The following is a 25,768-nucleotide window of genomic DNA, read 5'->3' as shown; positions in this document are numbered from 1 at the left end:
GCGCGCGTGCCATGCAGCCTTCGCATTTGGCGGCGACGTGGCTCTGTGATCAATTGCGCGCGTCGAAGTAAGGTGGTGAAATCCGATGGGCAGCAATATCAATCCCGATCCGTTCACGACGAGACCCGAGATTGAGGGCACCTTCGGGGTCGTTGCCACCACGCACTGGATTGCGACCGCGGTCGGCATGGGCATTTTGGAGAAAGGCGGTAACGCCTTCGATGCCGGCGTCGCCGCCGCCTTCACTCTCCAGGTGGTCGAGCCGCATCTGAACGGTCCCGGCGGTGATGTCCCCATCATCGTTCACGACGTCAAACGCGGCCGCACCGAGGTGATCTGCGGTCAGGGCCCGGCGCCCGCGCGCGCCACCATCGCGCATTACAGGAGCGAAGGTCTCGACATGGTGCCCGGCACGGGCCTGCTCGCGGCCTGCGTTCCCGGCACGTTCGAGTCCTGGATGATGCTGCTGCGCGATTACGGCACGATGCGCGTGCGCGACGTCCTGGAGCCTGCGATCGCATACGCCCGCGACGGCTATCCATTGGTCGAGCGTGCCTGCGCCACGATCCAGATGGTCGAGCAGTTGTTCCGGAAGCACTGGCCGACCTCCGCCGCAGTGTACCTGCCGAACGGCGAGGTGCCGAAACCCGGCACGCTCTTCACCAACAAGACGTTGGCCGCGACCTACGACCGCATTCTCCGCGAAGCCGAGAGCGGCGGTGCAGGCCGCGACGCCGAGATCGAGCGCGCGCGCAAGGCCTGGTCGCAAGGCTTCGTTGCGGAGGCCATCGACAAGTTTTGCCGGACACAGGAGGTGATGGACGTCAGCGGCTCCCCGCATCGCGGCGTCCTGTCCGCCGACGACATGGCCCGTTGGCAGCCGACAGTCGAGGCACCGCTCACCTACGAATATGGCCGCTATACCGTCTGCAAGGCTGGCGTCTGGAGCCAGGGCCCCGTCACGCTCCAGCAGCTTGCGCTGCTCAAGGGCTTCGACCTCGACGGACTCGATCCGACGGGACCGGAGTTCATCCATCTGCAGATCGAATGCGCAAAGCTCGCCTTCGCCGACCGCGAAAAGTTCTACGGCGATCCTAAGTTCACCGAGATCCCGATCTCGACGCTGCTGTCGGATATCTACAATGATGAGCGTCGCAAGCTCGTCACCGACAAGGCCTCGCTCGATTTCATCCCCGGCTCGGTGGAGGGTTTTGGCGGAATGGTCAAGCTGCGCCGCGCCGAGGGCCAGCGCGAAGCGGTCGGTGCGCTCGGTGCCGGCGAGCCGACGGTGGGACGCTTCGGCGAGGTGCGCGGCGACACCGTGCATTTCGACATCATCGACAAGGACGGCAACATGGTGTCCTCGACCCCCTCGGGCGGCTGGTTGCAATCCTCGCCCATCATTCCGGAGCTCGGCTTCTGCCTCGGCAGCCGCGCCCAGATGTTCTGGCTCGAGGAAGGCCACCCCGCCGCGCTCGCGCCGGGCAAGCGGCCGCGCACGACGCTGTCGCCGACCATGGCATTGCGCGACGGCGAGCCGTACCTTGCCTGGGGCTCGCCCGGCGGCGACCAGCAGGACCAGTGGATCACGCAGTTCTTCCTGCGCCACGTCCATTGCAACCTCAATCTCCAGGAGGCAATCGACGCGCCGGCCTGGCACTCCGAGCACTTCCCGATCTCGTTCTGGCCGCGCACCGCGCGCCCGGGCGTGCTCGTGGTCGAGAACCGCGTGCCTAAGGCAACGATCGAGAACTTGCGCGAGCGCGGACATATCGTCGAGATCGGTCCCGACTGGTCGGAAGGCCGTCTCACCGCCGCCTCGCGGGTCGGTCCACGCCGCCGCGCTGCCGCCAATCCGCGCGGCATGCAGGGCTACGCTGCGGGACGGTAGAAGGCTGCACATGACTTGGTCGATCATCGCGCGCGACCCTGCCACCGGTCAGTTCGGGATTGCGGTGGCCACCCGCTTCTTCGCCGTCGGCGCGCGGGTCCCGTACATTGCTGCCGGCGTCGGCGCCATCGCAACGCAGGCCTTCGTCAATCCCTATTACGGCATCGACGGCGTCAGGCTGCTGCGGGAAGGCCTCAATGCCCACGACGTGCTGGGCTCTCTGCTCGCAACCGACGACGGCCGCGAGAGCCGGCAAGTCCACATCATGGATGCGAGCGGCGAAATCGCGGCTCACACAGGGCACGACTGCGTCGGCTGGTGCGGTCACATCGCCGGCAGCGGCTTCTCGATCGCCGGCAACATGCTGGCAGGAGCCGACGTGCTCGACGAGACCGCAAAGACCTACATCGCCAATGACAGCTTGCCCTTTCCGCGCCGCCTGCTCGCCGCGATGCGCGCAGGCGAAGCCGCAGGCGGCGACAAGCGCGGCAAGCAGTCCGCCGCGCTGCTGATCCACGGCGAGGAAGAATGGCCAGCGCTCGACATTCGGGCCGACGATCATCCCGATCCGCTGGGCGAGCTCGAACGGCTCGAGCGCGTCAGCCACGAGCTCTGGGTGCACTTTCGCGCCTCCATGCCAACGCGGCAGAACCCGGCGGGCAACACCGATCGCAGCGTCATCGAGGCCAGCATTGCTGCGGCGCGCATAAGACAGTCATGATGCGATCTGGCTTTCCCAGTGGACGAGCTGAAGAGCGACCATCAGCGTCAGACTAAATCACCACTTCCCGCATCACCCGGCGGCAATCCATCTCGTATTCGAGATCGACGACAGGCGGCCGGGCAAAATGCCAGGTCAGGCCGGAGCGCAGCGCGCCACGGCGGACCAGCTCGTCGACCAGCGCATGATGGAAGTCGTGCACGGAATATGCCTGCACGCCGGTAGTATCCTTCCAACCGAAGCCGAAGGCCGCCATCCGGTTCTCCATCTGCGACGTCGTCGTGAAGCGCACCTTTTCCCGAAGCCCTTCCGGGCTGAGATCGCGGTAACGCACCGTGCGCTCGACATAGGTGCCGCTGCCCTCACGTGCCTCGGCGCCGCCGGCGATGACGAAGCTCGGCGCGTTTGACCGTGTCGGGCGCGTGAAGGAGAACGCATAGAACGAGGGCTCCGATGGCGGATCGATCTCGGGACAAACATTGCTGCGCGCCACCGGATTGGTGGTGCCGTCGAAGATGCCCCATTCGGACAGGGTCTTCACATAATGCAGATTGAACGCGCGAAAGCCTTCCTCGCTGAAGGCCGCCGGCGACCGCAGCTCGCAAGCACAGAATGCCGTCAACGGACGTCCCGCCTCCTGGATAAACTTTGCCGCCAGCGCAAAGCCTTCTGCGAGCGGCACCAGGCGATCGAACCGGACGCGCTGGATCTCATAGCCTTCGTCCGCGGCGGCGCCTGCGGAGTACTGGAACACGGATGGAATGAAACGGTAGTTGCCGGCTGAGAATTCACGGGTCATGATGGGCTCCTATTCCAATTGCATGCGAATGCCCTTGGCGCCGTTGAGCAGGCGCTTCAGGTGAAAACTGGCCAGAGGGTCGTCGGCATGCATGCCGACCAGCGCGGCAAAGGCCGGCATGGCCGCGGCATCACCAGCCTCCATCTTGCCGAAAGCTTCGGAATATTGCGCCGTCGCCGGAGCTTCGAATTCGGTCTGGCGGAGCGGTTCGAATGCGCGCAGCGGCTCGCTGCGTCCGCGCAGCATCAGGTCGCCCACCGGACGACCATGGAAATTCGCTGCCCCGTTCGCTACGCTGGCACTGACGCAGATGCGCGTTCCCAGATGCTTGTTCGCGGCCTCCAGCCGCGCCGCCGTGTTGATGGTGTCGCCGTAGGCCGTGTAGTCGAAAAAGCGGTTTCCGCCGAAATTTCCGACCAGCGCCGGTCCGGCGTGAATGCCGATACGGGTCGTGCCAAAATTCACACCCCTGGCTTTCTGGCGCACGCAAAAGCTCTGCGCCCAGGCATCAAGATCATGCGCGCAGGCAACGGCACGCGTCGCATAGTCCGGCTGATCTCCGGGCGCATTGAACAGAACCTGGATCGCGTCGCCGATGATTTTGGCGACCGTCCCTTCGTGCGTGAAGACGATCTCGGTCATCCCGCCGACATATTCGTTGAGCAGTTCGCCCAGCGTCTCGGGCGGCGCACTTTCAACCAGCGAGGTGAAGCCGGTGATATCGGTGAAGATGGTCGCGATGTCGCGCCACTGTACTTCAACCCCTTCGCCTTCGCCGCTTGCCGCCAGCCGTTTGGCGAGCTGTGGCGAGAAATGACGCGACAGCGCAGCATGGGCACGCTCGGCTTCCATCTGACGCCGCCGGACTTCGCGCAGCATTTCAACATGCCGAATGGTCTTCTCGATCGTTGTCTCCAGATCGGCGAAGTCGATCGGCTTGGTCAGGAAGTCGAACGCTCCCCGGTTCATGGCGATGCGGATATTGCTCATGTCACCATAGGCCGAGACGATGATGGTCGACTTCTTGTCCTCGGCCTCCTGGAGCTTCGCCAGCAGCGACAACCCGTCCATCCGCGGCATGTTGATGTCGGAAACCACCATGTCGACATGCGGGTTCCGCTCGAGCGACTCCAGCGCCTCCAGGCCGTCGCGCGCGAAGATGAGAGCGAGCTGCCCGTCGCGGACCTGCTTGCGGAATTTCTGCAGGACCAGCGCCTCGAGGTCGGGCTCGTCGTCGACGAAGAGGATGGTCGCAGTCATGCGGCTTGCTCGAGCCTCGTGTCGATCTCCTGCCGCAGCAGCGCGAAGTCGATCGGCTTGGTGAGAAGCCCGACGGCGCCGCGTTCGATCGCCTTGCGGCGCGTTTCGGCATCGCCATAGGCCGTGATCATGATGACGGGGACGTCCGGATGCGCAGCGCGGACCTTGGGCAGCATGTCTAGCCCGCTCATGCCGGGCATGTTGATGTCGGACAGGATTAGGATCAGCGAGGGATCGCGGACCTCGGCGGCACGCTTGAGCGCCTCGGGCGCAGAGAGCGCGAACTCCATCTGGAACCGGCCGGCGCGCAGGTCGCGCCTGAACTGCTGCCGAAACAGCGCCTCGACGTCCGGCTCGTCGTCGACGACCAGGATGTATACGTTCAAGACTTGCCTCCAGGTGTGCCAGTCGTGGGGCCGGTTGCGATGGCTCGCGGCAGCGTAATGATGAACTCGGTGAATACACCAGGCTCGGTGTTCACGTCGATCGTACCCCCGTGCTGCTTCACGATGATATCGTGGCTCATGGACAAACCGAGCCCCGTCCCCTCGCCGGCCGGCTTGGTGGTGAAGAAGGGGTTGAACATCTTCTCCTTGACTTCGGGCGGAATCCCGGTGCCGTTGTCACGGATCCGGATCTCGACGGCGTTGCCGCAATTCTTCGTCGTCGCGCTCAGGGTGGGCTCGAAACCGTCACCGGCGCTCTCCTTGCGCTTGGCGGTGGCATAGAAGCCGTTCGCGATCAGATTGAGGAGAACGCGCGTGATCTCCTGCGGATAGACGTCGATCATGCCGGCAGCGGGATCGAACGCCCGCTGGATCGTGACGTTGAAATCCGGTTTCTCTGCGCGCGCTCCGTGATAGGCGAGATTGATGCTTTCCTCCACGATGGCATTGATGTCGGCGGCGCGATGTTCACCAGAGCCTTCGCGCGAATGCAGCAGCATGTTCCGGACGATGGAGTCGGCGCGCTTGCCGTGCTGCACCACCTTCTCGAGATTGCCCTTGAGCATGCCGGTCAGCTCCTCGACTTCCTCTTTCGCCTTGCCGTCGAGCGGGGCGGATCGCAGGGTCTCATTGAGCTCATCGATCAGCTCCGTCGAAATTGCGGAGAAATTGTTGACGAAGTTGAGCGGGTTCTTGATCTCGTGCGCAATGCCGGCGGTGAGCTGGCCCAGGGACGCGAGCTTTTCGGACTGGATCAGGCGGTTCTGCGCAGTGCGCAAATCGTCGAGGGATCGACGCAGTTCCGCGGTGCGCTGCTCGACCTTGTTCTCGAGATCGGCATAGGATTCCTGCAAGCGCGCCCCCATGTCGTTGAACTGGTCGGCGAGACCTTCGAGCTCGTCTCCGGTCCGGATCGAGATGCGCTGCGAGAAGTCGCCGCCGCCGATCCTTTCGGCGCCGCTGCGCAACGCCTGGATAGGACCGACCAAGCGGCGCGCCAGGAAGATCCCCGCAAGCACCGCGAAGATCGACGCCGCAAGCAACACGATCGCGAGCCGCTGCAGAGAGGCATAAAGAGAGGCATAGGCCTCCTCGACCGGCAGCTCGACGAACATGGTCCAATGCAGAGGCTGGATGGGGGCGGAGGCGGTCAAGACCTTCTGGCCCTGAATGTTGCGCCCCTCCTCCAGTTCATCCGGCATCCTGCCGCCGGCAGCCAGCGCCGAACGCACCTGCGGGAGGCCGGACATGTCGCTATTGCGCAGCACGAGGCTGATGTCGGGATGCGCGATCAGACGCCCCTCCGGGCCGACCACATAGGCGTGCCCGCGCGCGCCGACCTTGATTTGGGAGACCACGTCCCAGATCAGCTTGAGATTCACCTCCGCGATGCTGACGCCGGCATCCTTGCGCGCCCCAGCCAGCGCCAGCGTCATGTAGGGCTCGGATTCCCGGCGAAAATAAACGGGGCCGTAATAGACCTTGTGCACGACCGCCTCAGTGAACTTCGGATCGCTCGACAGGTCGATCCCGCTGTCGAGCGCATCCATCGCCAGCCGCGAGACCCGCAACCGCTCCTTGCCGGTCGAATCCACCTGGGCAAGCTCGGTAATCGCGGGCACTTGGCGCAGGAGGCGTAGCGCATCGAATCGGCGCTGTTCGATCGAGCCTCCGGACCAGGGCAGCTGGGTGGTCCAGCCGAGCTGGCTTTCGATCTCCTTGACGAAATGACCGATCTTGGCCGCGGCCGACTCGGCCTGCTCGTGCTGAACCCGGATCAGCGCAGCCTTGTGCTCGCGGTAGTAGAAGAAGACCTCGAACAGGCCGTTGACCAGCAGCGCGATGGCCACGACGGCCACGAACAGGGCGACATACTTGGTGAACAGCCGGATCCTGATGCCGCGGCCCGTTTCGCCCTGCCCTGCCTGGCTTGGTGCCGCACTGGCTAGCGTTCCAGCTTGAGGTGAGTCGGGGTGGAGGGAAAGGCTCATCCCGCGAAACCTAGCAAGAAGACCGATTCTTGTCTCTCGCGGGCGCGCACAGGGCTTGCAACAAGCTCAACGAAAAAGGCGGCAGCGGATGACCGCTGCCGCCCTTGGCACCAGCCTTGTCTGCGGTTCAGGTCGGCCGCAGCGCTTTTGATCCGAGGTCGAGGTCGTTGATCTGCTTGTTCCGCTCCGAATCGGCCGCCGCGCGATGATCGGTCGCCAGCACCACATAGACCGCCGGCAACACGAACAGCGTGAACAGCGTACCGATCGACATGCCGGCCACGACGACCAGACCGATCGAGAAGCGGCTGGCCGCACCCGCCCCGGTCGCGGTCAGGAGCGGAATCAGGCCGGTCACCATCGCGGCCGTGGTCATCAGGATCGGCCGCAGCCGGATGCGAGCCGACATCTCGATCGCCGAGCGGCGGTCGAGCCGCTCGTTGATCTGGAGCTCGTTGGCGAACTCCACCATCAGGATGCCGTGCTTGGTGATCAGGCCGACCAGGGTGAGCAGACCGACCTGGGTGTAGATGTTCATCGTCGCCGCGCCGAAGAACAGCGGGATCAGCGCGCCGACGATAGCCATCGGCACCGAGATCATGATGACCAACGGGTCGCGCAGGCTCTCGAACTGCGCCGCCAGCACCAGGAAGATGATGATCAGCGCGAAGCCGAAGGTGATCGCGAGCTGATTGCCTTCCTGCACATATTGCCGGGAATCGGCCAGATAGTCGTGGCTGAAGCCCTGCGGCAACTTCTTGGCCTCACCTTCGAGGAAGTCCACCGCAGCACCGACGGTCACGCCCGGCATCGGCACTGCCGAGAACGTCGCCGAATTGAGCTGGTTGAAGTGAGTCAACGAATTCGGGTCGGTCTTGGTCTCAATCGACACCAACGTCGACAGCGGAAGCTGCTGCCCGGTATTGGTCGTCACATAATAGCCGCCGAGCGATTCCGGGGACAGCCGCTTGGCACGCGGCACCTGCGGGATCACCTGGTACGAACGACCCTCGAGATTGAAGCGGTTGATGTAGTTGCCGCCGAGCAGCACCGCCAGCGTAGCGCCGAGGTTCTGCATGTTGACGCCGAGATCCTGCGCCTTGGTGCGGTCGATCGTCACCTTCACGTTCGGCTGGTTGTAGGCGAGATCGCTGTCGGAAACGATGAACATGCCGCTGTTGCGCGCGGCCTCCTTCAGCTTCTCCATCTGCTCATAGACCGTCTGGAACCCGGCGGTGGAGTTGATCACCATCTGGATCGGCAAGCCGCCCGGGCCGCCCGGCAGCGGCGGCAGGTTGAACGCAAAGGCTTGCACCCCCTCGATTTTGGAGAGTTCGGCCTGCACCAGCGGCTTCAGCTGGATCGCCGAGCGCTTGCGCTCGTCCCATGGCTTGAGCAGCATGCCGGCGATGCCGCCCTGCGGACCGTTGATGCCATTCAGCACGAAGCGCAGATCGGTCTCGGGGAATTTCGCGAATTCCTTGTCGAGCTTCTCGCCGTAGAAATCGAGATAATCGATGTTGGCGTATTTCGGAGCCTTTGTGACGGCGAACACGATGCCCTGGTCTTCCTCTGGCGCAAGCTCCTTCGAAGTGTGCATATAGAGGAAGCCGACGAGACCGAGGATCGTGACCGCGAAGAGGCCGGTAATCGCCTTGTAGTCAAGCGAACGATCGAGCTTGCGCCCATACCAGCGCGTCATCGCACCGAACACCCGGTTCACGAGCTTGGCGAAGCGGCCCTCCTCGGTGTTCTTCAGCAACACCGAGCACATCATCGGCGAGAGCGTCAGCGCGATTACGCCCGACACGATCACCGAGCCCGCGAGCGTGAAGGCGAATTCGCGGAACAGCGAGCCGGTGAGGCCGCCGAGGAAGCCGATCGGCGCGTAGACCGCCGCGAGCGTGATCGTCATGGAGATGACAGGACCCACGATCTCGCGCGCACCTTGCAGCGAGGCCTGGACCGGTGTCTTGCCCTCCTCAAGGTGGCGATGGATGTTCTCCACCACGACGATGGCGTCGTCGACGACGAGGCCGATCGCCAGCACCATCGCAAGCAGAGTCAAGAGGTTGAAGCTGAAGCCCAGCGCCAGCATCAGGGTGCAGACGCCGATCATCGACAGCGGAATGGTGACGACGGGGATGATGACCGAGCGTAGCGAGGCCAGGAACAGGAAGATGACCACGATCACGATGATCACGGCTTCGCCCAGCGTCTTCTCCACCTCGTCGATCGAGGACTGGATGAACTTGGTCGAGTCGTAGGCGACTTTCATCTTCATCGACGGCGGCAAGTTCCGCTCGAGCTCGGGGAACAGCGCGCGCACGCCCTTCACCAGCGTCAGCGGGTTGCCCTGCGGCGTTGCCTGCACGCCGATGAAGATCGCGTGCTCGCCGTTGAAGGCGACGCTGGCATCCGTGCTTTGAGCGGCAAGTTCGACGGTGGCGATATCCTCCATCCGCACGAAGCCGCCGTCCTTGGCCTTGACGATCATCTTCTTGAACTGATCGACATTGGTCAGGCCGGTATTGGTCGAGACGTTCGAAACGATCAGATAGCCCTTGGTCTGGCCTGCCGCGGACTGGAAGTTGTTGGCCTGGATCGCCGCCGCAACATCGGTCGGCGAGACATTGCGGCCGGCCATCTTCACGGGGTCAAGCCACAGCCGCATCGCGAAGGTCTGGCCGCCCAAGATGTCGGCCGAAGCCACGCCGTCGACGGTCGATAGCACCGGCTGGACCACGCGCGTCAGATAATCGGAGATCGCCGAGCCCGACAGTTCTTCGGACGAGAAGCCGAGATACATAACGGCCGTAGTCTGGCCCGTGGTCTTGGTGACGATCGGGTCGTTGGATTCCTTCGGGATCAGGTATTTCACCGAGTTCGTCTTGGCCAGCACCTCGGTGAGCGCCTGGTTCGGATCGAAGTTCAGCTTGATGTAGACCTGAATGGTCGAGGTGCCGAGCACCGAAGAGGAAGTGATGTAGTCGACGCCCTCGGCGGAGGCGACGGCCTGCTCGATCGGCGTGGTGATGAAGCCCTGGATCAGGTCGGCAGACGCGCCGGGATAGACGGTCGTGATGTTGATGACCGTATTCGACAGCTTCGGATATTGCCGGATCGGCAGCACCATCGCCGCACGCAAGCCGATCAGCAGGATCAGCAGGCTGACGACGACCGACAGAACCGGGCGCTTGATGAAAATATCGGTAAAGGCCATCGCGGCGATCTCGATTTCTTAGGCTCAAGATAAAGTGATCCGGCGGAGCCGGATCACCTGAGTGTATTTGTCAGTAGCGCGGCGGCTGCGCCGGGATCGGCGGGGCCGGGTCGGTGGAGATCGACACCGGCGCACCCGATTGCAGCTTGAGCTGGCCCACAGCGACGACCTTGTCGCCCGCCTTCAGGCCCTTGACGATTTCGACGCGACCCTCGACCCGGCTGCCGGTCTGCACGAAGGTGCGCACCGCCGAAAGGCTGGTCTTGCCGTCGTCTTCCTTCTTCTCGGTGATCACGAACACGGAGTCGCCGTAGAGCGTGTAATCGACCGCCGTTTCAGGCACAGTGATCACGGCGGGCTTCTCCGGCAGCACCACTGTCGTGGTGACAAACATGCCGGGCTTCAGGATCTTCTCCGGATTGGCGATGGTCGCCTGCACGCGGATGTTGCGGGTGTCGGTGGAGATTTGCGGCTCGATCGTGGTGATCTTGCCTTCGAAGGTTCGGCCCGGATAGGCGTCGACCTTGAGCCTGACGGCCTGTCCGACTTTGAGGCTGCCGGAATCCTTTTCCGTCACGGTGAAGTTGGCCCACAGCTGCGACAGATCGGTCAGCGACACGATAGCGGTGCCGGCGGTGAGATATTGGCCGACCTCGACCTTGCGCACGCCGAGATCGCCAGAGAACGGGGCGCGCACCAGCTTCTGCGAGATCAACGCCTCGGTCTTGGCAATGCCGGCCAGCGCCTGGTCGTAGGCAGCCTGGGCGGTATCGACGGTTGCCTGGGGACCGAACTGGCGTGCCGCCAGCTGCTTGGCGCGATCGAGCGACAGCTGCGCGACGGTCGCCTGTGCCTTGTAATTGGCGAGGTCGCCCTGCTCCGGCGCGTCGAACAGCTGCACCAGCGGCGTGCCGGCTTCCACACGCGTACCAGGTTGGAACTTGATCTCGGTGACGCGGCCGTTGACGTCGGCGCTGACGTCGACCTGATGCACGGCGACGAGGCTGCCCACCGCGGTGAGCAGGTTCGGCACCACCTCGGACTTCGCCTCCGCGGCGCTGACGGCGGTCGGCGGCGGCTTGTTGCTGGCGAAGAACTGCTTGATCATCTGGCCGCGGAAATAATTGAACCAGACGAGGCCGCCGACGAGCGCGGCCAGCAGCGTGCCGACGATGATGAACCACAGCACCGGCCGGACCGGACGCTTGGGAGCCTTGCTATCGATCGGTTCGCCCGAAATCTTGTGTTCGGCTACGACGTTCATGTCATGCACTTTCTGCAATCGCCGCCTCGCCGGCATCTGAGGCCTGATCGCGGCCCAGATGCGAAGCAATTGCGGCGTCGTTAAGTCCGATACCCCTCAGGAGAAACTCACAGAGCTGCCGCTCCAGATCGTTGGCCTTGCCGTAAGCGAGACATGGCTTGGCCGGCAGCCTGGTCAGCGCCGCAGTCATCACCGAATGATGCGCGAACCAGAACAGGTTGAGCGGATCGCCGTCGCATGGCCGCGCATCGCCGCTCGCAATCGCGCGTTCGAGCGAGGCGACGAAGACAGCCCCGATCAGCGTCTCGATCTTGGCATATAGCAGACGGGCGAATTCGCCATCTTCCAAATGACTCGTGGCCATCAGCCGCAGACGCTGCGCCTCTTCCTGATCGGGACCATCCGCGATCTGGAGGAAGTGTTCGACCATGCCGCGGATCAGTTCGACCAGAGTGGCCGTCGAGGGCTCCCGTTCGAGCAGCTCCATGAAGGCCGGGTCCGCCTCGCACTCGTCGCTCAGGATTTCGGCGTAGAGCGCCGCCTTCGAGGGGAAATGCTTGAACAGCAGCGCCTCGGAAATGGCAGCGGCGGCCGCCACGCTCTTCGTCGTGGTGCCGGTATAACCATGTCGGGCAAAGCAGCGCTTTGCGGCACCGAGGATCAATTGACGCCTCAGGTCGCTCGTCATACGCAATGAGCTCATGCTGGGTGAGTAAGCACTCACCCACGCAGAAGTCAAGCACTATGTTGCATCGCAACCTGAATGCGTTGCAAACTCAGGGGAAATTCGTCAGGCGGCCCGCAAGTCGCTCCGGTCCTAGATCGGCTGGAATCCCAGGTCGCCGCGGATCCGGTTGACGATGTAGGTTCCGTCACGGCTGGGCAGGATGCGCTCCAGGTTGGCGCTGTCGATCTTCACATTGGCAAAGCGCGGCCCGGCGGAGACGTCGTGGACGGCTTTGGCGAAGGCCTCGACCTCGGCCATGGTCGTGACGGCCCGGCTGTCCGCAATGCCGCAGGCTCTGGCGATGCCGACGAGGTCGGCGGCCGCGGACGTGTGGCTGGTCTGGCCGCCGGTCTCGCCATAAGCCTCGTTGTCGAGCACGACGATGGAGAGGTTGCACGGCTTCTGCAGGCCGATGGTGGCAAGGCTGCCCATGCCCATCAGCATCTCGCCGTCGCCCGTGATGACCAACACCGGCAGCTTCGGCTGCGCCAGGGCGAGGCCAAGGCCAATCATCGCGGCGCCGCCCATGCCGCCCCAGAGATAGAAATTGCGCGCGTGGTCGCCGACCGCGCACATGTCGTTCGTGGAGGCGCCCAGGCCGCCGATCGCGACGACGTCCCTGCGGTCCGCGAGCAGTGTGGACACCACCTGGCGGCGGTCGAGGAGATTGGCCTTGCTCATTTGGTGAAAACCTTGGCGCCGATCAGGCGCTGCGACAGAAGGACGGCAGTGGGCGTCAGCGCGTTGTAGGCCTGCGCCGCGGCGGCCTCGAGCACGGCCGGCACCTCGGCCGCGTTCGAGGCGCGCAGCACCTTGACGCCGGAGAGCTCGAACACGCCTTGCGTGGTCGATCCCATCGGCACCTGCCACGGATTGAACTCGCCCCACTCGCCGCGCATGGTCACGAGCGTGAGGAACGGAAAACGCAGGATCGGGATCAGCGACAGCATGTTGATACAATTGCCGACGCCGCTCGACTGCATCAGCAGCACGCCGCGCTGTCCTCCGGTCCACGCGCCGGCGAGCAGCGCCACGCCCTCCTCCTCCGTCGTCAAGGGAATGCCGCGCATCGTGGAGGAGTCCAGCACGCGCTGGATCAGCTTGGAATGACCGGCATCGGGCACGTACGGCACCTGCCGGACGTCGAAGCGCTGCAACGTCGCGAAAATATCGTCAGGCCAACTCGGCGTCGTGTCGGCAGCGTCAGTGCGTGCGTGCATTTTCCTGTCCGGTCGGCTAGCAAGGTGCAAAGACTGTAGACGCATGCACGCGCCAACCAGAACAACAAAAACGGCATATCGGCTTTAACCGGCGAGTATAACGGGATGAACGCAGATGCGAAGGCGCTGGCCGCAAGCTTCGACCTCGAGAAGCTGACGCCTGAGTTCTACGATAACCCCTACCCGACCTATCGTGCACTGCGGGAGAACGAGCCCGTCAAGCGCCTGCGCAACGGCACCGTGTTCCTGACCCGCTACGACGATCTCGTCACCACCTACAAGAACACGAAAGCGTTCAGCTCGGACAAGAAGCGGGAGTTCGCGCCGAAATACGGTGACACGCCGCTCTATGAGCACCACACCACGAGCCTCGTCTTCAACGATCCTCCGTCGCATACCCGCGTGCGGCGCCTGATCATGGGCGCGCTGTCGCCGCGCGCGATCGCGAGCATGGAGGCCGACCTGATCAAGCTCGTCGACCGCCTGCTCGACGCAATCGCCGCCAAGGGCAGTTGTGAGCTGATCGAGGACTTCGCTGCTTCGATCCCGATCGAGGTGATCGGCAATCTGCTCGACGTCCCTCACGACGAACGCGGGCCGCTGCGCGACTGGTCCCTGGCGATCCTTGGCGCCCTCGAACCCGTGGTGTCGCCCGAAGCGGCCGCGCGAGGCAACAAGGCGGTGACGGATTTCCTCGCCTATCTCGAAACGCTGGTTGCGCGCCGGCGCCAGAAGCCAGGCAATCCCGAGCGCGACGTGCTGACGCGGCTGATCCACGGAGAAGGCAGCGGCGAGGAGAACGGCGAGCGGCTGACCGAGAAGGAGCTGCTGCACAATTGCATCTTCCTGCTCAATGCCGGCCACGAGACCACCACCAATCTGATCGGCAACGGCCTTGTCGCGCTCGACCGGCATCCCGACCAGAAGCAGCGCCTGATCGACAACCCCGACATGATCAAGACCGCGGTCGAGGAGATGCTGCGCTACGAGAGCTCGAACCAGCTTGGCAACCGCATGACCACCGAGCGCGTCGAACTCGGCGGCGTCATGCTCGAGGCAGGGACGTCGGTGACACTGTGCATCGGTGCGGCCAACCGCGATCCCACGCAGTTTCCGGACCCTGAAAGCTTCGACATCGCGCGCACGCCGAACCGGCACCTTGCCTTCGCCACCGGCGCGCATCAATGCGCGGGCATGGCGCTGGCGCGGCTGGAAGGCGCGATCGCGATCTCGCGCTTCCTGGCGCGCTTCCCGAACTATGCCGTGAGCGGGCCGCCAGTGCGGGGGGGACGGGTCCGTTTCCGCGGCTTTCTGAGTGTGCCCTGCTCGATCGGCTGAGGGACCGGCAACAAACCGCGAAAACAACCCCATGCACAGTAGCCCGGCGTCCGTGCAAGGCGCCGAGGATTTCGGCTAAGCCTCTGAGATCCCTCGGCAGTAGACTACCGGTGACTAAATACCTACACCGCGGTCCTGTGGCGCGCGATGCAGGTTCGCAGCACCTCGTCCATCGGCTTGGCCCACCACTCGTTGGAGAAGATCTCGATCTCGGAATAGCCGGCAAAGCCCTGCGCTTCGACCGCCTGACGCACCGATTTGATATCGATGACGCCGTCGCCCATCATGCCGCGGTCGTTGAGAATATCTTTTGTCGGCACCAGCCAGTCGCAGACGTGGAAAGCAAGCAGGCGATCTTTCCCGGCCCGCGCGATCTGCCCCATCAGCTCAGGGTCCCACCAGATGTGATAGACGTCGAGCGCGACGCCGAGCATGCCAGTTCGGCCGGGATCGAGCCGGTCGCAGATGTCCAGCGCCTGCTTTGTGGTGTTCACGCAGGCGCGGTCGGCTGCATAGGCCGGGTGCAGCGGCTCGATCGCCAGCGGCAGCTTTGCCTGTCTGGCGTAGTCGAGCATCTCGGCAAGTGCTTCTTCGACCTGCCCGCGCGCCGCCACGAGATCCTTCGAGGCCTCGCTGCCCGGCCGTGAATATTGCGGCAGACCGCCGACGACGAGGACGATGCAGGGCGCGCCCAGCGCCTCGGCTTCGTCGACGCAGCGCCTGTTGTCGTCCCGTACCTCGCCGCAGCGCGAGGCGTCCGACGTGAACATGCCGCCGCGGCAATAGCCTGACAGCTCAAGTCCGGCATCGCGGACGGCGCGCGTAGCGCGTTCGAGCCCGACAGCTGCGACCTGATCGCGCCAGGGGTCGATGGCGCGGATGCCGTGCTTCGCACAAGCGTCTATGATCGCGAGGATATCACCCTGCTTGCGGACGGTTGCCGTGTTCAGCGATAGCCAGCGATGGTCGGACGAGAAGTCGCGCATCAGGATTCGATACCGTGGGTGGCGAGCACGGTCTTCATCCGCTGCGTCGCGAGTTCAGGGTTGGCGAGCAGGCCGGCCTTGTCAGCCAGACGGAACAACTCGGCCAGATGCAGCGTGGAGCGCGTGCTCTCCTGGCCGCCGACCATGGTGAAATGATCCTGATGGCCGTTGAGATAGGCCATGAACACCACGCCGGTCTTGTAGAAACGCGTCGGCGCCTTGAAGATGTGACGCGAGAGCGGCACCGTCGGCCCCAGCACATCGTGGAAGCCGGCCTCGTCGCCGGCCGCCAGCCGCGACAGCGCATAGGATGCCGCCGGCGCGATGGCATCGAAGATGCCGAGCAGCGCGTGCGAAAAGCCCTGCTCGTCGCCGGCGATCAGCTCTGCGTAGTTGAAGTCGTCGCCGGTATACATCCTGATGCGCTTGTCGAGGCGGCGGCGCATGTCGATCTCGCGCTGCTTGTCCAGCAGCGAGACCTTGACCCCGTCGACCTTGGCGGCATTGCCGTTGATGATGGCCACAGCCGCGTCCATCGCCTTGTCGAGGTCTTTGGTGCCCCAATAGCCGGTCAGCGCGGGATCGAACATGTCGCCGAGCCAATGGATGATGACGGGCTCGCGAACCTGCGACAGCACGCGGTCATAAACCTTGGCGTAATCGTCGGCGTTGCGGCCGAGCTTGGCCAGCGCGCGCGACGCCATCAGGATGATGCGGCCGCCAACCTTCTCCACCGCCGAGACCTGCTCCTCATAGGCGCGGATCACGTCGTCGATGGTCTTGGCATCTTCCACCGCGAGATGGTCCGTGCCGGCACCCGAGAACACCAGCGCGTTGCGGCGCTTTGCGGCACCGACCGAGCGCGTGATCAGCTCCAGCGAGGTCGGCCAGTCCAGGCCCATGCCGCGCTGCGCGGTGTCCATGGCTTCGGCAACGCCGAGGCCGAGGTCCCAGACGTGCTCGCGGAAGGCGACGGTCTTGTCCCAGTCGACGGCCACCGACAGCCAGGGATCGTTGTCGGCGAAGGGATCGGCGACGGTGTGCACGGCGGAGAAGGCGATGCGATTGAGCGGTCCTTCCAGCTTTGCGGGAAACGTGCGCGAGGCCGCGAGCCGATAGGTCTCGATCGAGCGATCGGCCTTGGGCAGCTTCAGCGACAATGACGACATGGGTTGAACGGGCTTGTTCATGATTTCAGACCTCTTCCCGTCATTGCGAGCGAAGCGACGAAGCAATCCAGACTGTTGCCGCGGATGGACACTGGATTGCTTCGCTTCGCTCGCAATGACGGCTTGGTGGACATCCGAGTTTACTCGACGGACCTCACGCCTTGATCGGGGCGACGTCGATCCAGCGCCGCTCCTTCCAGCTCTTCAGCGCGCATTCGGCCAGCTGCACGCCCTTGGCGCCTTCGAGCAGCGTGAACTTGTAGGGCGCATCCTCGTAGACGTGCCGGATGAACATCTCCCACTGCTCCCTGAAGCCGTTGTCGTAGGTGACGTTGTCGGGCAGCTTCTGCCAGTCGCCGTAGAAATCGTGCAGCCGCTTCTCGTCGGGATTCCAGACCGGCCTCGGGGTCGCCTGCCGCGCCTGGATCATGCAGTCGGTGAGCCCCGCGACCGCCGAGCCGTGTGTGCCGTCGACCTGGAACGTAACGAGGTCGTCGCGATAGACGCGCGTCACCCATGACATGTTGATGTGCGCGATGACGCCGCCTTCGAGCTGGAATGTCGCGTACGCGGAATCATCCGCGGTCGCCTTGTACTTCTTGCCCTGCTCGTCATAGCGCTCGGGGATGTCGGTGTTGCCGATGCAGCTCACGCTCTGAACGTTGCCGAAGAGGTTGTCGAGCACGTAGCGCCAGTGGCAGACCATGTCGAGGATGATGCCGCCGCCGTCCTCGCTGCGGTAGTTCCAGGACGGCCGCTGCGCCTCCTGCCAGCCGCCTTCGAACACCCAATAGCCGAACTCGCCGCGCACCGAGAGGATGCGGCCGAAAAAGCCGCTATCGCGCAGGAAGGCGATCTTCTTCAGGCCCGGCAGGAACAGCTTGTCCTGCACCGTGCCATGCTTGATGCCCTTGGCATTGGCAAGCTTCACGACCTCGAGCGCCTCCTCGAAATTGGTCGCGATCGGCTTCTCGCAATAGACGTGCTTGCCGGCATTGATCGCCTGGGTCAGCAAGCCCGGACGCGCCTGGGTGGTCGCGGCGTCGAAGAACATGGTGTCGTTCTTGTCGGCGAGTGCCGCATCGAGATCGGTGGTCCAGCGCGTGATGTTGTAGCGCCTGGCGAGCGCCTCGACCTTGTCGGCGCTGCGGCCGACCAGGATCGGATCGGGCATGACGCGGTCGCCGTTCTTCAGGCGGACGCCGCCCTGGTCGCGGATCGCGACGATGGAGCGGATCAGATGCTGGTTGAGCCCCATGCGGCCGGTGACGCCGTTCATGATGAGGCCGAGGCGTTGGGTGGTCATGCCAAATGCTCCTGAGATGATCCTGGCTGTTCGAGCGGGCACAGCGCCGGCCAGTCCGGATGGACCGACGTCGCGAAACCCGTTGCGTGAAGCGATCCCGTCAGGAGATCGCCGTCGTGAATCTTGAGGCGGATGCCCTGCCCGGCATCGGCATAGAGATCGGGATGCGCGGCCGCGAAGGCCGCTGCCTCCGCCGCAGGCGTTTCGCCGAAGCCGTCGACATAGTGATGGCCGTTGCGTTCGGCATGGGTGACGCCGAGGAAGGCACCGAGCGCGAGATCCTGCTGCACGGCGAGGCCGGCCTGGCAGGTGAGGTCTTCGCCGGTGACGTAGAAAGTCTCGCTCTCCGCGCTCCATTTCGCTGCACGCGTGGCGTTGACGATCGACTTGTAAATTCCCTTGCAGGATTTCGAGGAGATGCCGCGATAGCCGAGTGCCCGCGCCGTCGGGAAGGCATCATAGGAATCGTCGGCCTCGTCGATGATGAAACCACGCGCAGCCAATGCGCCGAGCGGCGATTGCCGCGTGATGTCGCGCGGCATCGGTTGTTCGATATAGAGCAGACGCGTGGCGATCGGACGCAGCGCGGCGTCATGATCAAGCCGGTCCATCAGCGCCTGCAATGCGGCGAAGTCCGCATATTGCTCGTTGGCGTCGAGCGTCACCCTGTAGTCGCGCCCGAGCGTGTCGAGCTCCTTGCCGATCCGCGCGAGCCGCGCCGTATCGGCGGCGGGATCGCCCGACAGTTTGAGCTTGAAGTAGCGCGCGCCGGCGTTCTCGCGCGGATCGGCGACGCCGCCCTCGCCCTCTATGGCGTCATCCAGGCCGACGGTGTGCCTGATGGCAACACGCTGCAGCGGCACCCGACCCGAGAGAAACCTGGCGATGTCCAATTTTGCGAGGTCAGGCGACAGCCGCGCATCGATGCCCGCGATATTGCCGGCCATCCCCTCGAAGAAGTTGGTTTCGGCGGCGCGCAGCAGCGCATCGAGGATCGCCTTGTCGATCTCCGCCGGGCCATAAGCCGCGGCGAGCGGCGGAATGTTCTTGTTCGCACAGGTCGCGACCTGGTCCCCGATGCACGAGGCATGCAGATCGAACGCGGTCTGATATCCGGCGCTCGCCAGATAGAGCCCGCGCGCGATCTCCAGCGATTCTCTCAGCCCCTCTACCGTCTGTGCCGGCGAAAGCTCCGGCCGCTTGTCGAACCACTTCGGCACCAGCAGCTCGGCGCTGGCGCCGACAGCGGTCCCCCTGCCCTCAACCTCGAGCTCGACCCGCACGAACAGCTGCGGCGTGGCGCTGATGGTGATCGCGCCGAAGCGGAACGGCCGCGCGAATGGCACGGGACGTTCGAAGAAGGCGATGTCTCGCAGCTTCAGGCGCACCGACATGGTCCTATGAAGCTCGTCATAGCCGGGCTTGTCCCGGGCATCCACGTTCTTTGTCGCACGGAGCAAGACGTGGATGGCCGGGTCAAGCCCGGCCATGACGCCTTGAAAGCTAGAGCTACTCCCATCACTCTCAATCCAATGCCCCTTGCGAGAAGAAGTGCTTGCGGATGCGCTGCACGAGCTCGGTGAAGACAGGATCGGCCATCGCGTCGAGCGAGCGCGGACGCGGCAGTGGCACGTCGTAGATCGCGGCGATCGCGCCGGGGCGCTCGGTCATCACAAGCACGCGGTCGGCGAGGAACACGGCCTCGGGAATCGAATGCGTGATCAGCAACACCGTCTTCCCGGTCTCGCGCTGGATCCGCATCAATTCGACATTCATTCGCTCGCGCGTCAACGCATCGAGCGCGCCGAACGGCTCGTCCATCAGCATGATCCTGGGATCGTGCACCAGCGCGCGGCAGATCGAGGCACGCTGCTGCATGCCGCCGGAGAGTTGCCACGGTAGCTTCTTTTCGAAGCCTTCGAGGCCGACCAGCTTCAACAGCTCCTTGGCACGGGGAAGATACTTGTCCCGCGGCAGCCGCTTCATGTCGATCGGCAGCATCACGTTCTTGAGGATGTTGCGCCAGGGCAAGAGCAGAGCGTTCTGAAAGACGATGCCGACATTGCCGTGCGGCGTCGTCACCTTCTCGCCCTCGACGAGGATCTCGCCCGTGGTCGGCGGCAGCAGGCCCGAGATCAGCTTGAGCAACGTGGACTTGCCGCAGCCGGAAGGGCCGACCACGACGAAGAACTCGCCGTCGTTGATGTGGAAGTCGAGCGGCCGTAGCGACGGCACGTCGCCGTCGCGTGTCCGGTAGGTCTTGGATACGCCCGACAGCTTGATGCCCGACGCATCGCCGGCAGCCCGGCCGCTCACCAGTCTCAGATGTGCAGCCGGCTGCGCGGTTTCGCTCATAACAGTCGCAGGTTTCACGAGCCGCTCTTCGGCAGATAGTCGTTGGTGTAGAAGGCCTTCGGGTTCTCCTTGGCCTTGGCATCGAGGCCGCCATATTCGACCATCAGATTGACCGTATCAGTCATGTTCTGGTCGCTGACCTGGAACGGCCGCTTGCTCTTGGTCTCCGCGGTCCGGTAGAGCGGAATCGTGAGCTCAAAACCCTGCGTGAGCGTATCGATCTTGCCGCCCTTCGGGTTGGCGTCAAGGATCGCCTGCGCCGCCGCCTTCGGCTCCTTTTCGGCGGCTTCGACCGCTTTCGTCGTCGCCGACATGAAGCGGCGGACGAGATCGGCATTGGCCTTCACATAATCGGCGTTGGCGATGATGCCGGACGAGACCATGTTGATGCCGTAGTCGGCGAACTTGATCGGATAGACGTCCTTGCCGGTGGCGTCCTTGATCTTCATCGACTGGTCCATGACGTAGCCGAGCAGCAGATCGGCCTGGCCGTTGATGACGGCGTTGAGCTTGGTCTGGCCGTCGCCGGCGACGGTCTTGAAATCGCTTTCCTTCAAGCCGGTCTTCTTCAGGAACAGCGGCCAGATCTGTGTCATGGAATCGGCGGGCGTGATCGCCACCGTCTTGCCCTTGATGTCCTCGGGCTTCCTGATGTTCTTGTCGGCGAAGCCCATGGCGGACATCGGCGAGGTCTGGAGCAGGACACCGGTCGCAACCACCGGCGCCCCCTTGATCGCGGCGCGCATCATGGTGGGGACGTCGACATAGCCGAAATCGGCCGTCTTGGCGGCGACAGCCTGCGTGGTCGCCGCCGAGCCGCGGCCTTCCTGGATCTCGATATCAATGCCCTCGGCCGCGTAGATGCCCTTGGCCTTCCCATAATAGAACGGCGCATGCTCGCCATAGACGTACCAGTTCAGCATCAGCACGACCTTGTCGGCCGCGTGCGCCGGCATGGCCGTAAATGCCATCAGCGCCGCTGAGACAGCCCCAATCAACCGCTTCATCGCTTCTCTCCCTTGCCGCTCGTTGTGCCGGCCGTTCGCGGCCGTTCGCTGCTAGTTTTGGTTCGAGCATGATCTGATCGGAAAACCGCTGCACACTTTTCCGGATCATGCTGTTAAGACGCAAAGATCACGTCCTCGCGCTGGCTGACATGCCAGGGAATGACCAGCTTCTCGATGCGGTCGACGATCCAGAACAGGACCACGCCGAGCAGCGCGAGAATGACGAGGGCCGCGAACATCGTCGGCAGGTCGAACGTGCCGATCGAGCGCTGCATGACGTAGCCGATGCCGGAATTTGAGCCGACGAACTCGCCGACGACGGCACCGACGACCGCCAGCGTCACCGACACCTTGAGGCCGGAAAAGATCGCCGGCAGCGCATGCGGCAGGTTCACCGCGCGAAACACCTGAAAGCGGCTGCCCTGCATGGCGCGGGCGAGATCGACCATATCAGGGTCGACCGATTTGAAGCCCTGCACCGCAGACACCACCACGGGGAAGAAGCCGAGCAGGAAGGCCGAGATCACCTTTGGAATGATGCCGAAGCCGAACCAGACCACGAAGAGCGGCGCGATCGCGATCTTCGGCACCGACTGCGAGAACACCAGCAGCGGGTAGACGTAGCTCTCCACCGTCTTCGAGCCCGCGATCAGCATCGCCACGGGAATGCCGAACAGCGCCGAGAGCAGGAAGCCGCAAACGGTCGCGTAGGTCGTCGGCCAGGCCTGGCGCAGCAGCTCCGGCCATTCGGTGCGCAGCACGGCGACGACGTCGAGCGGCGACGGGATCTGGTAGGCAGGAATCCTGAACAGGCGGATCGCGAGATCCCAGGCGACGACGATGAAGACGAGGAACAAGAACGGCCGAACCCAGGCTGCATTCAGCAGCTTGGAAACGGCGTTTTGCGGCTTCAATTCAGCCACGTATTCCTCCCGGTCGTTCTTCTAGGTTCGGGCGAGAAATTAACCCGTTGGATAAATACTGTCCAGCGGATTCCCTGTGACGTTTTGCGGCGGGGTTCCTGCGGGTTGGCGGATGCCGGGACCGGCGCTTCCTTGTCCCGGACGCGCCGCAGCGCCCTTGTGCTGCTGCGCCGCGTCCGGGGCACGAGACCACCATCCGCATCGTCATTGCGAGCGCAGCGAAGCAGTCCAGACTGTCTCGACGGAAAGATTCTGGATTGCTTGGCTGCGCTCGCAATGACGGAGCGTCGCTCCATCCAGGCTACAGACCAAAAGCTAAACCGTCTGCGCCACCGCGCTGCGGGACTTCGGGGCCTTCGCGATCTCGAACAGCGCGGCCGACCGCCCGGTCAGCGCAGCCAGGACGAGGCCGACCATATGGGCCAGCCTCTCGTCCTTGGCCTTCTTGTCGAGGAGATCACGCCCGAAGATCACGCTGAGCGTCGCAGAGTTCGACAGGTAGAAGAAGCTCAGCGCCGCGATCGAGATGTAGAGCTGCACCGGATCGACCGCGACCTGGAAGTCGCCGCTGTCGACGCCGCGCCGCACCACAGTCCGGATCATCTCGACGAAGGGCGAGTGCATCGACTTGACCTTGGTCGATTTCTTCAGATGCTTGGCGCGTGCAAGGTTCTCGGTCTGCAGCAGCGACAGGAATTCGGGATTGCGCAGGAAGTAATTCCAGGTGAACTCGATCAGCCGGCGGATGGCCTCGGGCGGATCGAGGTGTTCGAGATCGAGCCCCCGCTCCTCGCTGCGGATCTTGTCATAGGCGCCTTCGAGCACCGCGAGATAAAGCTCGTCCTTGTTGCCCACGTGATAGTAGAGCATGCGCTTGTTGGCGCCGGCCTTCGCCGCGATCCGGTCGACGCGCGCGCCCGCCAGGCCATGAGCGGAAAATTCCTGCTTGGCGGCTTCGAGAATGCGCAGCCGCATCCCCTCGGGATCGCGCTGCCATTTCTGAGTTCGCTTTGGCTTCGTCAAACCGGTTGCTCGCTGAGGAGTCTTGGTGTGCCATGTAACACGCAGGCGAGCGTTTGAGAACGCAAGGATGTTGGCTCCGTCATTCCGGGATGGTCCGAAGGACCAGACCCGGAATCTCGAGATTCCGGGTTCGCCCTTCGGGCGCCCCGGAATGACAGAATCACTTCACCGGCTTCGGGGAGCGCTCCAGGAGCACGGTCTGGATGCCGCAGGTGCCGCTGCGCACCGTCATGATCCGCGTGCCCGGCTTGCGGCCGTTGCGGACCTCGGAGACGTCGAGCCCGGCGGCGATCAGGCGGGCGCGCGTAGCGTCGATGTCGGCGACGCGCCAGCTCACACCCCAGAGGCGGTCATGCGCGGCATCGCCGCCGGCCACGGGGCGGCGGACCACCTCGACGATGAGGTCGCCGCAGCGGAAGAACATCAGCTGGCCCCAATCCTGGTGAGAGCGATCGAGCGCCAGATCGAGTCCGAGCCGCGCACCGTAGAGCGCGGCGGCGCGATCGGAATCCTCAGTGGTAACGACGACGTGGTCGAGCGCGTCGATCGGCGCGATATCGGTCGCGACCGACTTCGGGCGCTCCTCGGCCAGTTCGAGGAAGAACATGCGCACGCCCCGCGTGAGCTCGGTGGCGGCACGCGTACGCTTCCAGTGCAGTACGGCGCCCGATCCGGCATCGCTGCTCTCGACCTCCGTGACCGGGTCCGGCTGCAAGGCCACACGCTCCAGCCGGCGGTGCATCTTGCCGACGTCTGCGACGCGAAAGCAAAGGCTGGCGATAATGCCTTCCTGGTCGTCGAGCAGCGCGCGCATGCGGTCGGCGGTGACGCTGAAGCCGCTCGGCGCCATCAATTCGATGGTCATGTTGTCCAGGGTGAACAGCACCCTGTCCGCGCCCTCGCCCGAGTTCTGCCAGGCCGGTGCGCGGGCGAGCAGCGTCTGATAGGCTGCCTTTGCGGCACCGATATCACTCACCAGAACGACGATGTGATCGAGGCCGGTGATCATCCTGCACCCATTTGATCGACTTGGAACCCGCGGACCGAAAGACGGCGTTTGTCCGGGCTTGGCATTGGCCTGACATGGTCGTATTCCGGCACCATGCTGATCTCAAGCGCTTCGGGCAGCAGATTTGCGAATAATTTCAGCGTCCCTCCAGAGCGGAACCGGTGCTAGAGTAATCCGGCCGGCGGGGACCACAAGCGCATCACGGACAAGCAATGCAGGCTCTCTTCATCGGACAGACCTATATCGACGTCGTCTTCATCACCGACCACATGCCGACCGGGGACGAGAAGCACGTGGCTTCGGATTACGCGGTCTCCTTCGGCGGCAATGCGGTGACCGCGGCGTTCTGCTGCGCCAAGCTCGGCATCGTGCCGGATCTCATCGCCACTGCGGCCAATGACTGGCTGGGGCGCATGTTCCAGGACATGTGCGCCAAGTACGGCATCTCGCTGCATGGGCGCAAGGTCAACCAGTCCTCGCTCTCCTTCATCATGCCCAAGGACGGCAAGCGCGCCATCGTCCGCTGCCGCGACGACGAGCACATCCACCCCTTCCCCATCCTCAATCTCGGCGGCTGCCGCGCCCTGCACGTGGACGGCCATCAGCCCGATGCCGCGATCCATTACGCCAAGGTCTGCCGCGAGGCTGGCATCCTGACCTCGCTCGACGGCGGCGGCCTGCGCACCAACACCCATGAGCTGCTCGAATTCATCGACGTCGCGATCGTCGCCGAACGCCTTTGCGAGCAGATGGACCTGACGCCCGAGAAGATGCTCGACTATCTCAAGGGCCGCGGCTGCAAGATCGGCGGCGTCACCATGGGCGAGAAGGGCCTGCTCTGGTACGACGAAACAGGGACGGTGCAGGTGATGCCGGCGATGCCGATCCCGCGCGAGCGCGTGATCGACACCAACGGCGCCGGCGACGTCTTCCACGGCGCCTATGTCTATTCCTACCTCGCCCATCCCGGCAAAAGCTGGCGCGAGCATTTCGATTTCGCGCGCGCCGCCTCGACCTTCAAGATCCAGCGCCTCGGCAACGAGGCCGGCTTGCCGACGCTGGTCGACATCGCCAAGGTCAGGCACGAGTTCGAGGTCAGGGTCTAGCCGG

Annotated in this window: 22 protein-coding genes; 4 read left to right on the top strand and 18 right to left on the bottom strand. The window is 64.0% G+C overall.

Annotated features, from left to right (window positions below):
- Positions 1–85: 85 nt before the first annotated feature.
- On the top strand, positions 86–1,891 hold the full coding sequence (locus tag ASG57_RS07440; RefSeq protein WP_024340061.1) for a gamma-glutamyltransferase family protein: 1,806 nt from the start codon (positions 86–88) through the stop codon (positions 1,889–1,891).
- 10 nt (positions 1,892–1,901) lie between these two features.
- Positions 1,902–2,612, top strand: coding sequence for a DUF1028 domain-containing protein (locus ASG57_RS07435; protein ID WP_024340062.1), 711 nt, complete (start codon positions 1,902–1,904; stop codon positions 2,610–2,612).
- Positions 2,613–2,664: 52 nt separating this feature from the next.
- Here ASG57_RS07435 and cnbZ read toward each other — a convergent pair whose 3' ends face one another.
- The 9 genes from cnbZ to ASG57_RS07390 all read right to left on the bottom strand — a co-directional run bounded on the left by cnbZ (position 2,665) and on the right by ASG57_RS07390 (position 13,542).
- Positions 2,665–3,411 (bottom strand): 2-amino-5-chloromuconate deaminase CnbZ, encoded by a 747-nt coding sequence (cnbZ, locus tag ASG57_RS07430; RefSeq protein ID WP_024340063.1) that lies wholly within the window; start codon positions 3,409–3,411, stop codon positions 2,665–2,667.
- Between the two features lie 9 nt (positions 3,412–3,420).
- Complete coding sequence (locus ASG57_RS07425) at positions 3,421–4,671, bottom strand: adenylate/guanylate cyclase domain-containing protein (protein ID WP_024340064.1); 1,251 nt, start codon at positions 4,669–4,671, stop codon at positions 3,421–3,423.
- Complete coding sequence (locus ASG57_RS07420; protein WP_024340065.1) at positions 4,668–5,057, bottom strand: response regulator; 390 nt, start codon at positions 5,055–5,057, stop codon at positions 4,668–4,670. The genes ASG57_RS07425 and ASG57_RS07420 overlap by 4 nt, the downstream gene beginning before the upstream one ends.
- Entirely contained in the window at positions 5,054–7,108 is a 2,055-nt protein-coding gene (locus tag ASG57_RS07415; protein WP_024340066.1) for a sensor histidine kinase, read from the bottom strand. The genes ASG57_RS07420 and ASG57_RS07415 overlap by 4 nt, the downstream gene beginning before the upstream one ends.
- Before the next feature lie 127 nt (positions 7,109–7,235).
- Positions 7,236–10,331 (bottom strand): MexW/MexI family multidrug efflux RND transporter permease subunit, encoded by a 3,096-nt coding sequence (locus ASG57_RS07410; RefSeq protein WP_024340067.1) that lies wholly within the window; start codon positions 10,329–10,331, stop codon positions 7,236–7,238.
- 70 nt (positions 10,332–10,401) lie between these two features.
- Positions 10,402–11,595, bottom strand: coding sequence for an efflux RND transporter periplasmic adaptor subunit (locus ASG57_RS07405; RefSeq protein WP_024340068.1), 1,194 nt, complete (start codon positions 11,593–11,595; stop codon positions 10,402–10,404).
- A 1-nt stretch (position 11,596) separates the two neighbouring features.
- The gene (locus ASG57_RS07400; protein WP_063828469.1) at positions 11,597–12,298 is read right to left on the bottom strand and encodes a TetR/AcrR family transcriptional regulator; all 702 of its coding nucleotides are present in this window, start codon (positions 12,296–12,298) and stop codon (positions 11,597–11,599) included.
- A gap of 114 nt (positions 12,299–12,412) precedes the next feature.
- Positions 12,413–13,003, bottom strand: a complete 591-nt coding sequence (locus ASG57_RS07395) for a thiamine pyrophosphate-dependent enzyme (RefSeq protein WP_024340070.1) — start codon at positions 13,001–13,003, stop codon at positions 12,413–12,415.
- Complete coding sequence (locus ASG57_RS07390; protein WP_024340071.1) at positions 13,000–13,542, bottom strand: phosphonopyruvate decarboxylase; 543 nt, start codon at positions 13,540–13,542, stop codon at positions 13,000–13,002. The genes ASG57_RS07395 and ASG57_RS07390 overlap by 4 nt, the downstream gene beginning before the upstream one ends.
- A 105-nt stretch (positions 13,543–13,647) precedes the next feature.
- Between ASG57_RS07390 and ASG57_RS07385 the strand changes: the two genes are divergently transcribed.
- Positions 13,648–14,880, top strand: a complete 1,233-nt coding sequence (locus ASG57_RS07385; RefSeq protein WP_024340072.1) for a cytochrome P450 — start codon at positions 13,648–13,650, stop codon at positions 14,878–14,880.
- Positions 14,881–15,002: 122 nt separating this feature from the next.
- Here ASG57_RS07385 and ASG57_RS07380 read toward each other — a convergent pair whose 3' ends face one another.
- From ASG57_RS07380 to ASG57_RS07340, 9 genes are all read right to left on the bottom strand, one after another.
- Positions 15,003–15,866, bottom strand: a complete 864-nt coding sequence (locus ASG57_RS07380) for a sugar phosphate isomerase/epimerase family protein (RefSeq protein WP_024340073.1) — start codon at positions 15,864–15,866, stop codon at positions 15,003–15,005.
- Complete coding sequence (locus tag ASG57_RS07375) at positions 15,866–17,056, bottom strand: dihydrodipicolinate synthase family protein (protein ID WP_024340074.1); 1,191 nt, start codon at positions 17,054–17,056, stop codon at positions 15,866–15,868. Before ASG57_RS07375 ends, ASG57_RS07380 begins: the two co-directional genes overlap by 1 nt.
- A 133-nt stretch (positions 17,057–17,189) precedes the next feature.
- Positions 17,190–18,341 (bottom strand): Gfo/Idh/MocA family protein, encoded by a 1,152-nt coding sequence (locus tag ASG57_RS07370; protein ID WP_024340075.1) that lies wholly within the window; start codon positions 18,339–18,341, stop codon positions 17,190–17,192.
- Entirely contained in the window at positions 18,338–19,735 is a 1,398-nt protein-coding gene (locus tag ASG57_RS07365; protein ID WP_024340076.1) for an enolase-like domain-containing protein, read from the bottom strand. The genes ASG57_RS07370 and ASG57_RS07365 overlap by 4 nt, the downstream gene beginning before the upstream one ends.
- 130 nt (positions 19,736–19,865) lie before the next feature.
- Positions 19,866–20,696: an ABC transporter ATP-binding protein gene (locus tag ASG57_RS07360; RefSeq protein ID WP_162250038.1), complete on the bottom strand. Its 831-nt coding sequence runs from the start codon at positions 20,694–20,696 to the stop codon at positions 19,866–19,868.
- A 14-nt stretch (positions 20,697–20,710) separates the two neighbouring features.
- On the bottom strand, positions 20,711–21,703 hold the full coding sequence (locus ASG57_RS07355) for an ABC transporter substrate-binding protein (RefSeq protein ID WP_024340078.1): 993 nt from the start codon (positions 21,701–21,703) through the stop codon (positions 20,711–20,713).
- 113 nt (positions 21,704–21,816) lie between these two features.
- The gene (locus tag ASG57_RS07350; RefSeq protein ID WP_024340079.1) at positions 21,817–22,626 is read right to left on the bottom strand and encodes an ABC transporter permease; all 810 of its coding nucleotides are present in this window, start codon (positions 22,624–22,626) and stop codon (positions 21,817–21,819) included.
- A 315-nt stretch (positions 22,627–22,941) separates the two neighbouring features.
- Positions 22,942–23,649 carry a TetR/AcrR family transcriptional regulator gene (locus ASG57_RS07345; RefSeq protein WP_200948535.1) on the bottom strand — a complete coding sequence of 236 codons (708 nt, stop codon included), beginning with the start codon at positions 23,647–23,649 and terminating at the stop codon, positions 22,942–22,944.
- Positions 23,650–23,809: 160 nt separating this feature from the next.
- Positions 23,810–24,658 (bottom strand): VOC family protein, encoded by an 849-nt coding sequence (locus ASG57_RS07340; protein ID WP_024340081.1) that lies wholly within the window; start codon positions 24,656–24,658, stop codon positions 23,810–23,812.
- A 212-nt stretch (positions 24,659–24,870) separates the two neighbouring features.
- Between ASG57_RS07340 and ASG57_RS07335 the strand changes: the two genes are divergently transcribed.
- Entirely contained in the window at positions 24,871–25,764 is an 894-nt protein-coding gene (locus ASG57_RS07335; RefSeq protein ID WP_024340082.1) for a sugar kinase, read from the top strand.
- Positions 25,765–25,768 lie beyond the last annotated feature (4 nt).

It is taken from the genome of Bradyrhizobium sp. Leaf396 (assembly GCF_001424605.1).
GTDB lineage: Bacteria > Pseudomonadota > Alphaproteobacteria > Rhizobiales > Xanthobacteraceae > Bradyrhizobium > Bradyrhizobium japonicum_C.
This window is presented reverse-complemented; position numbering and strand designations above follow the sequence as displayed.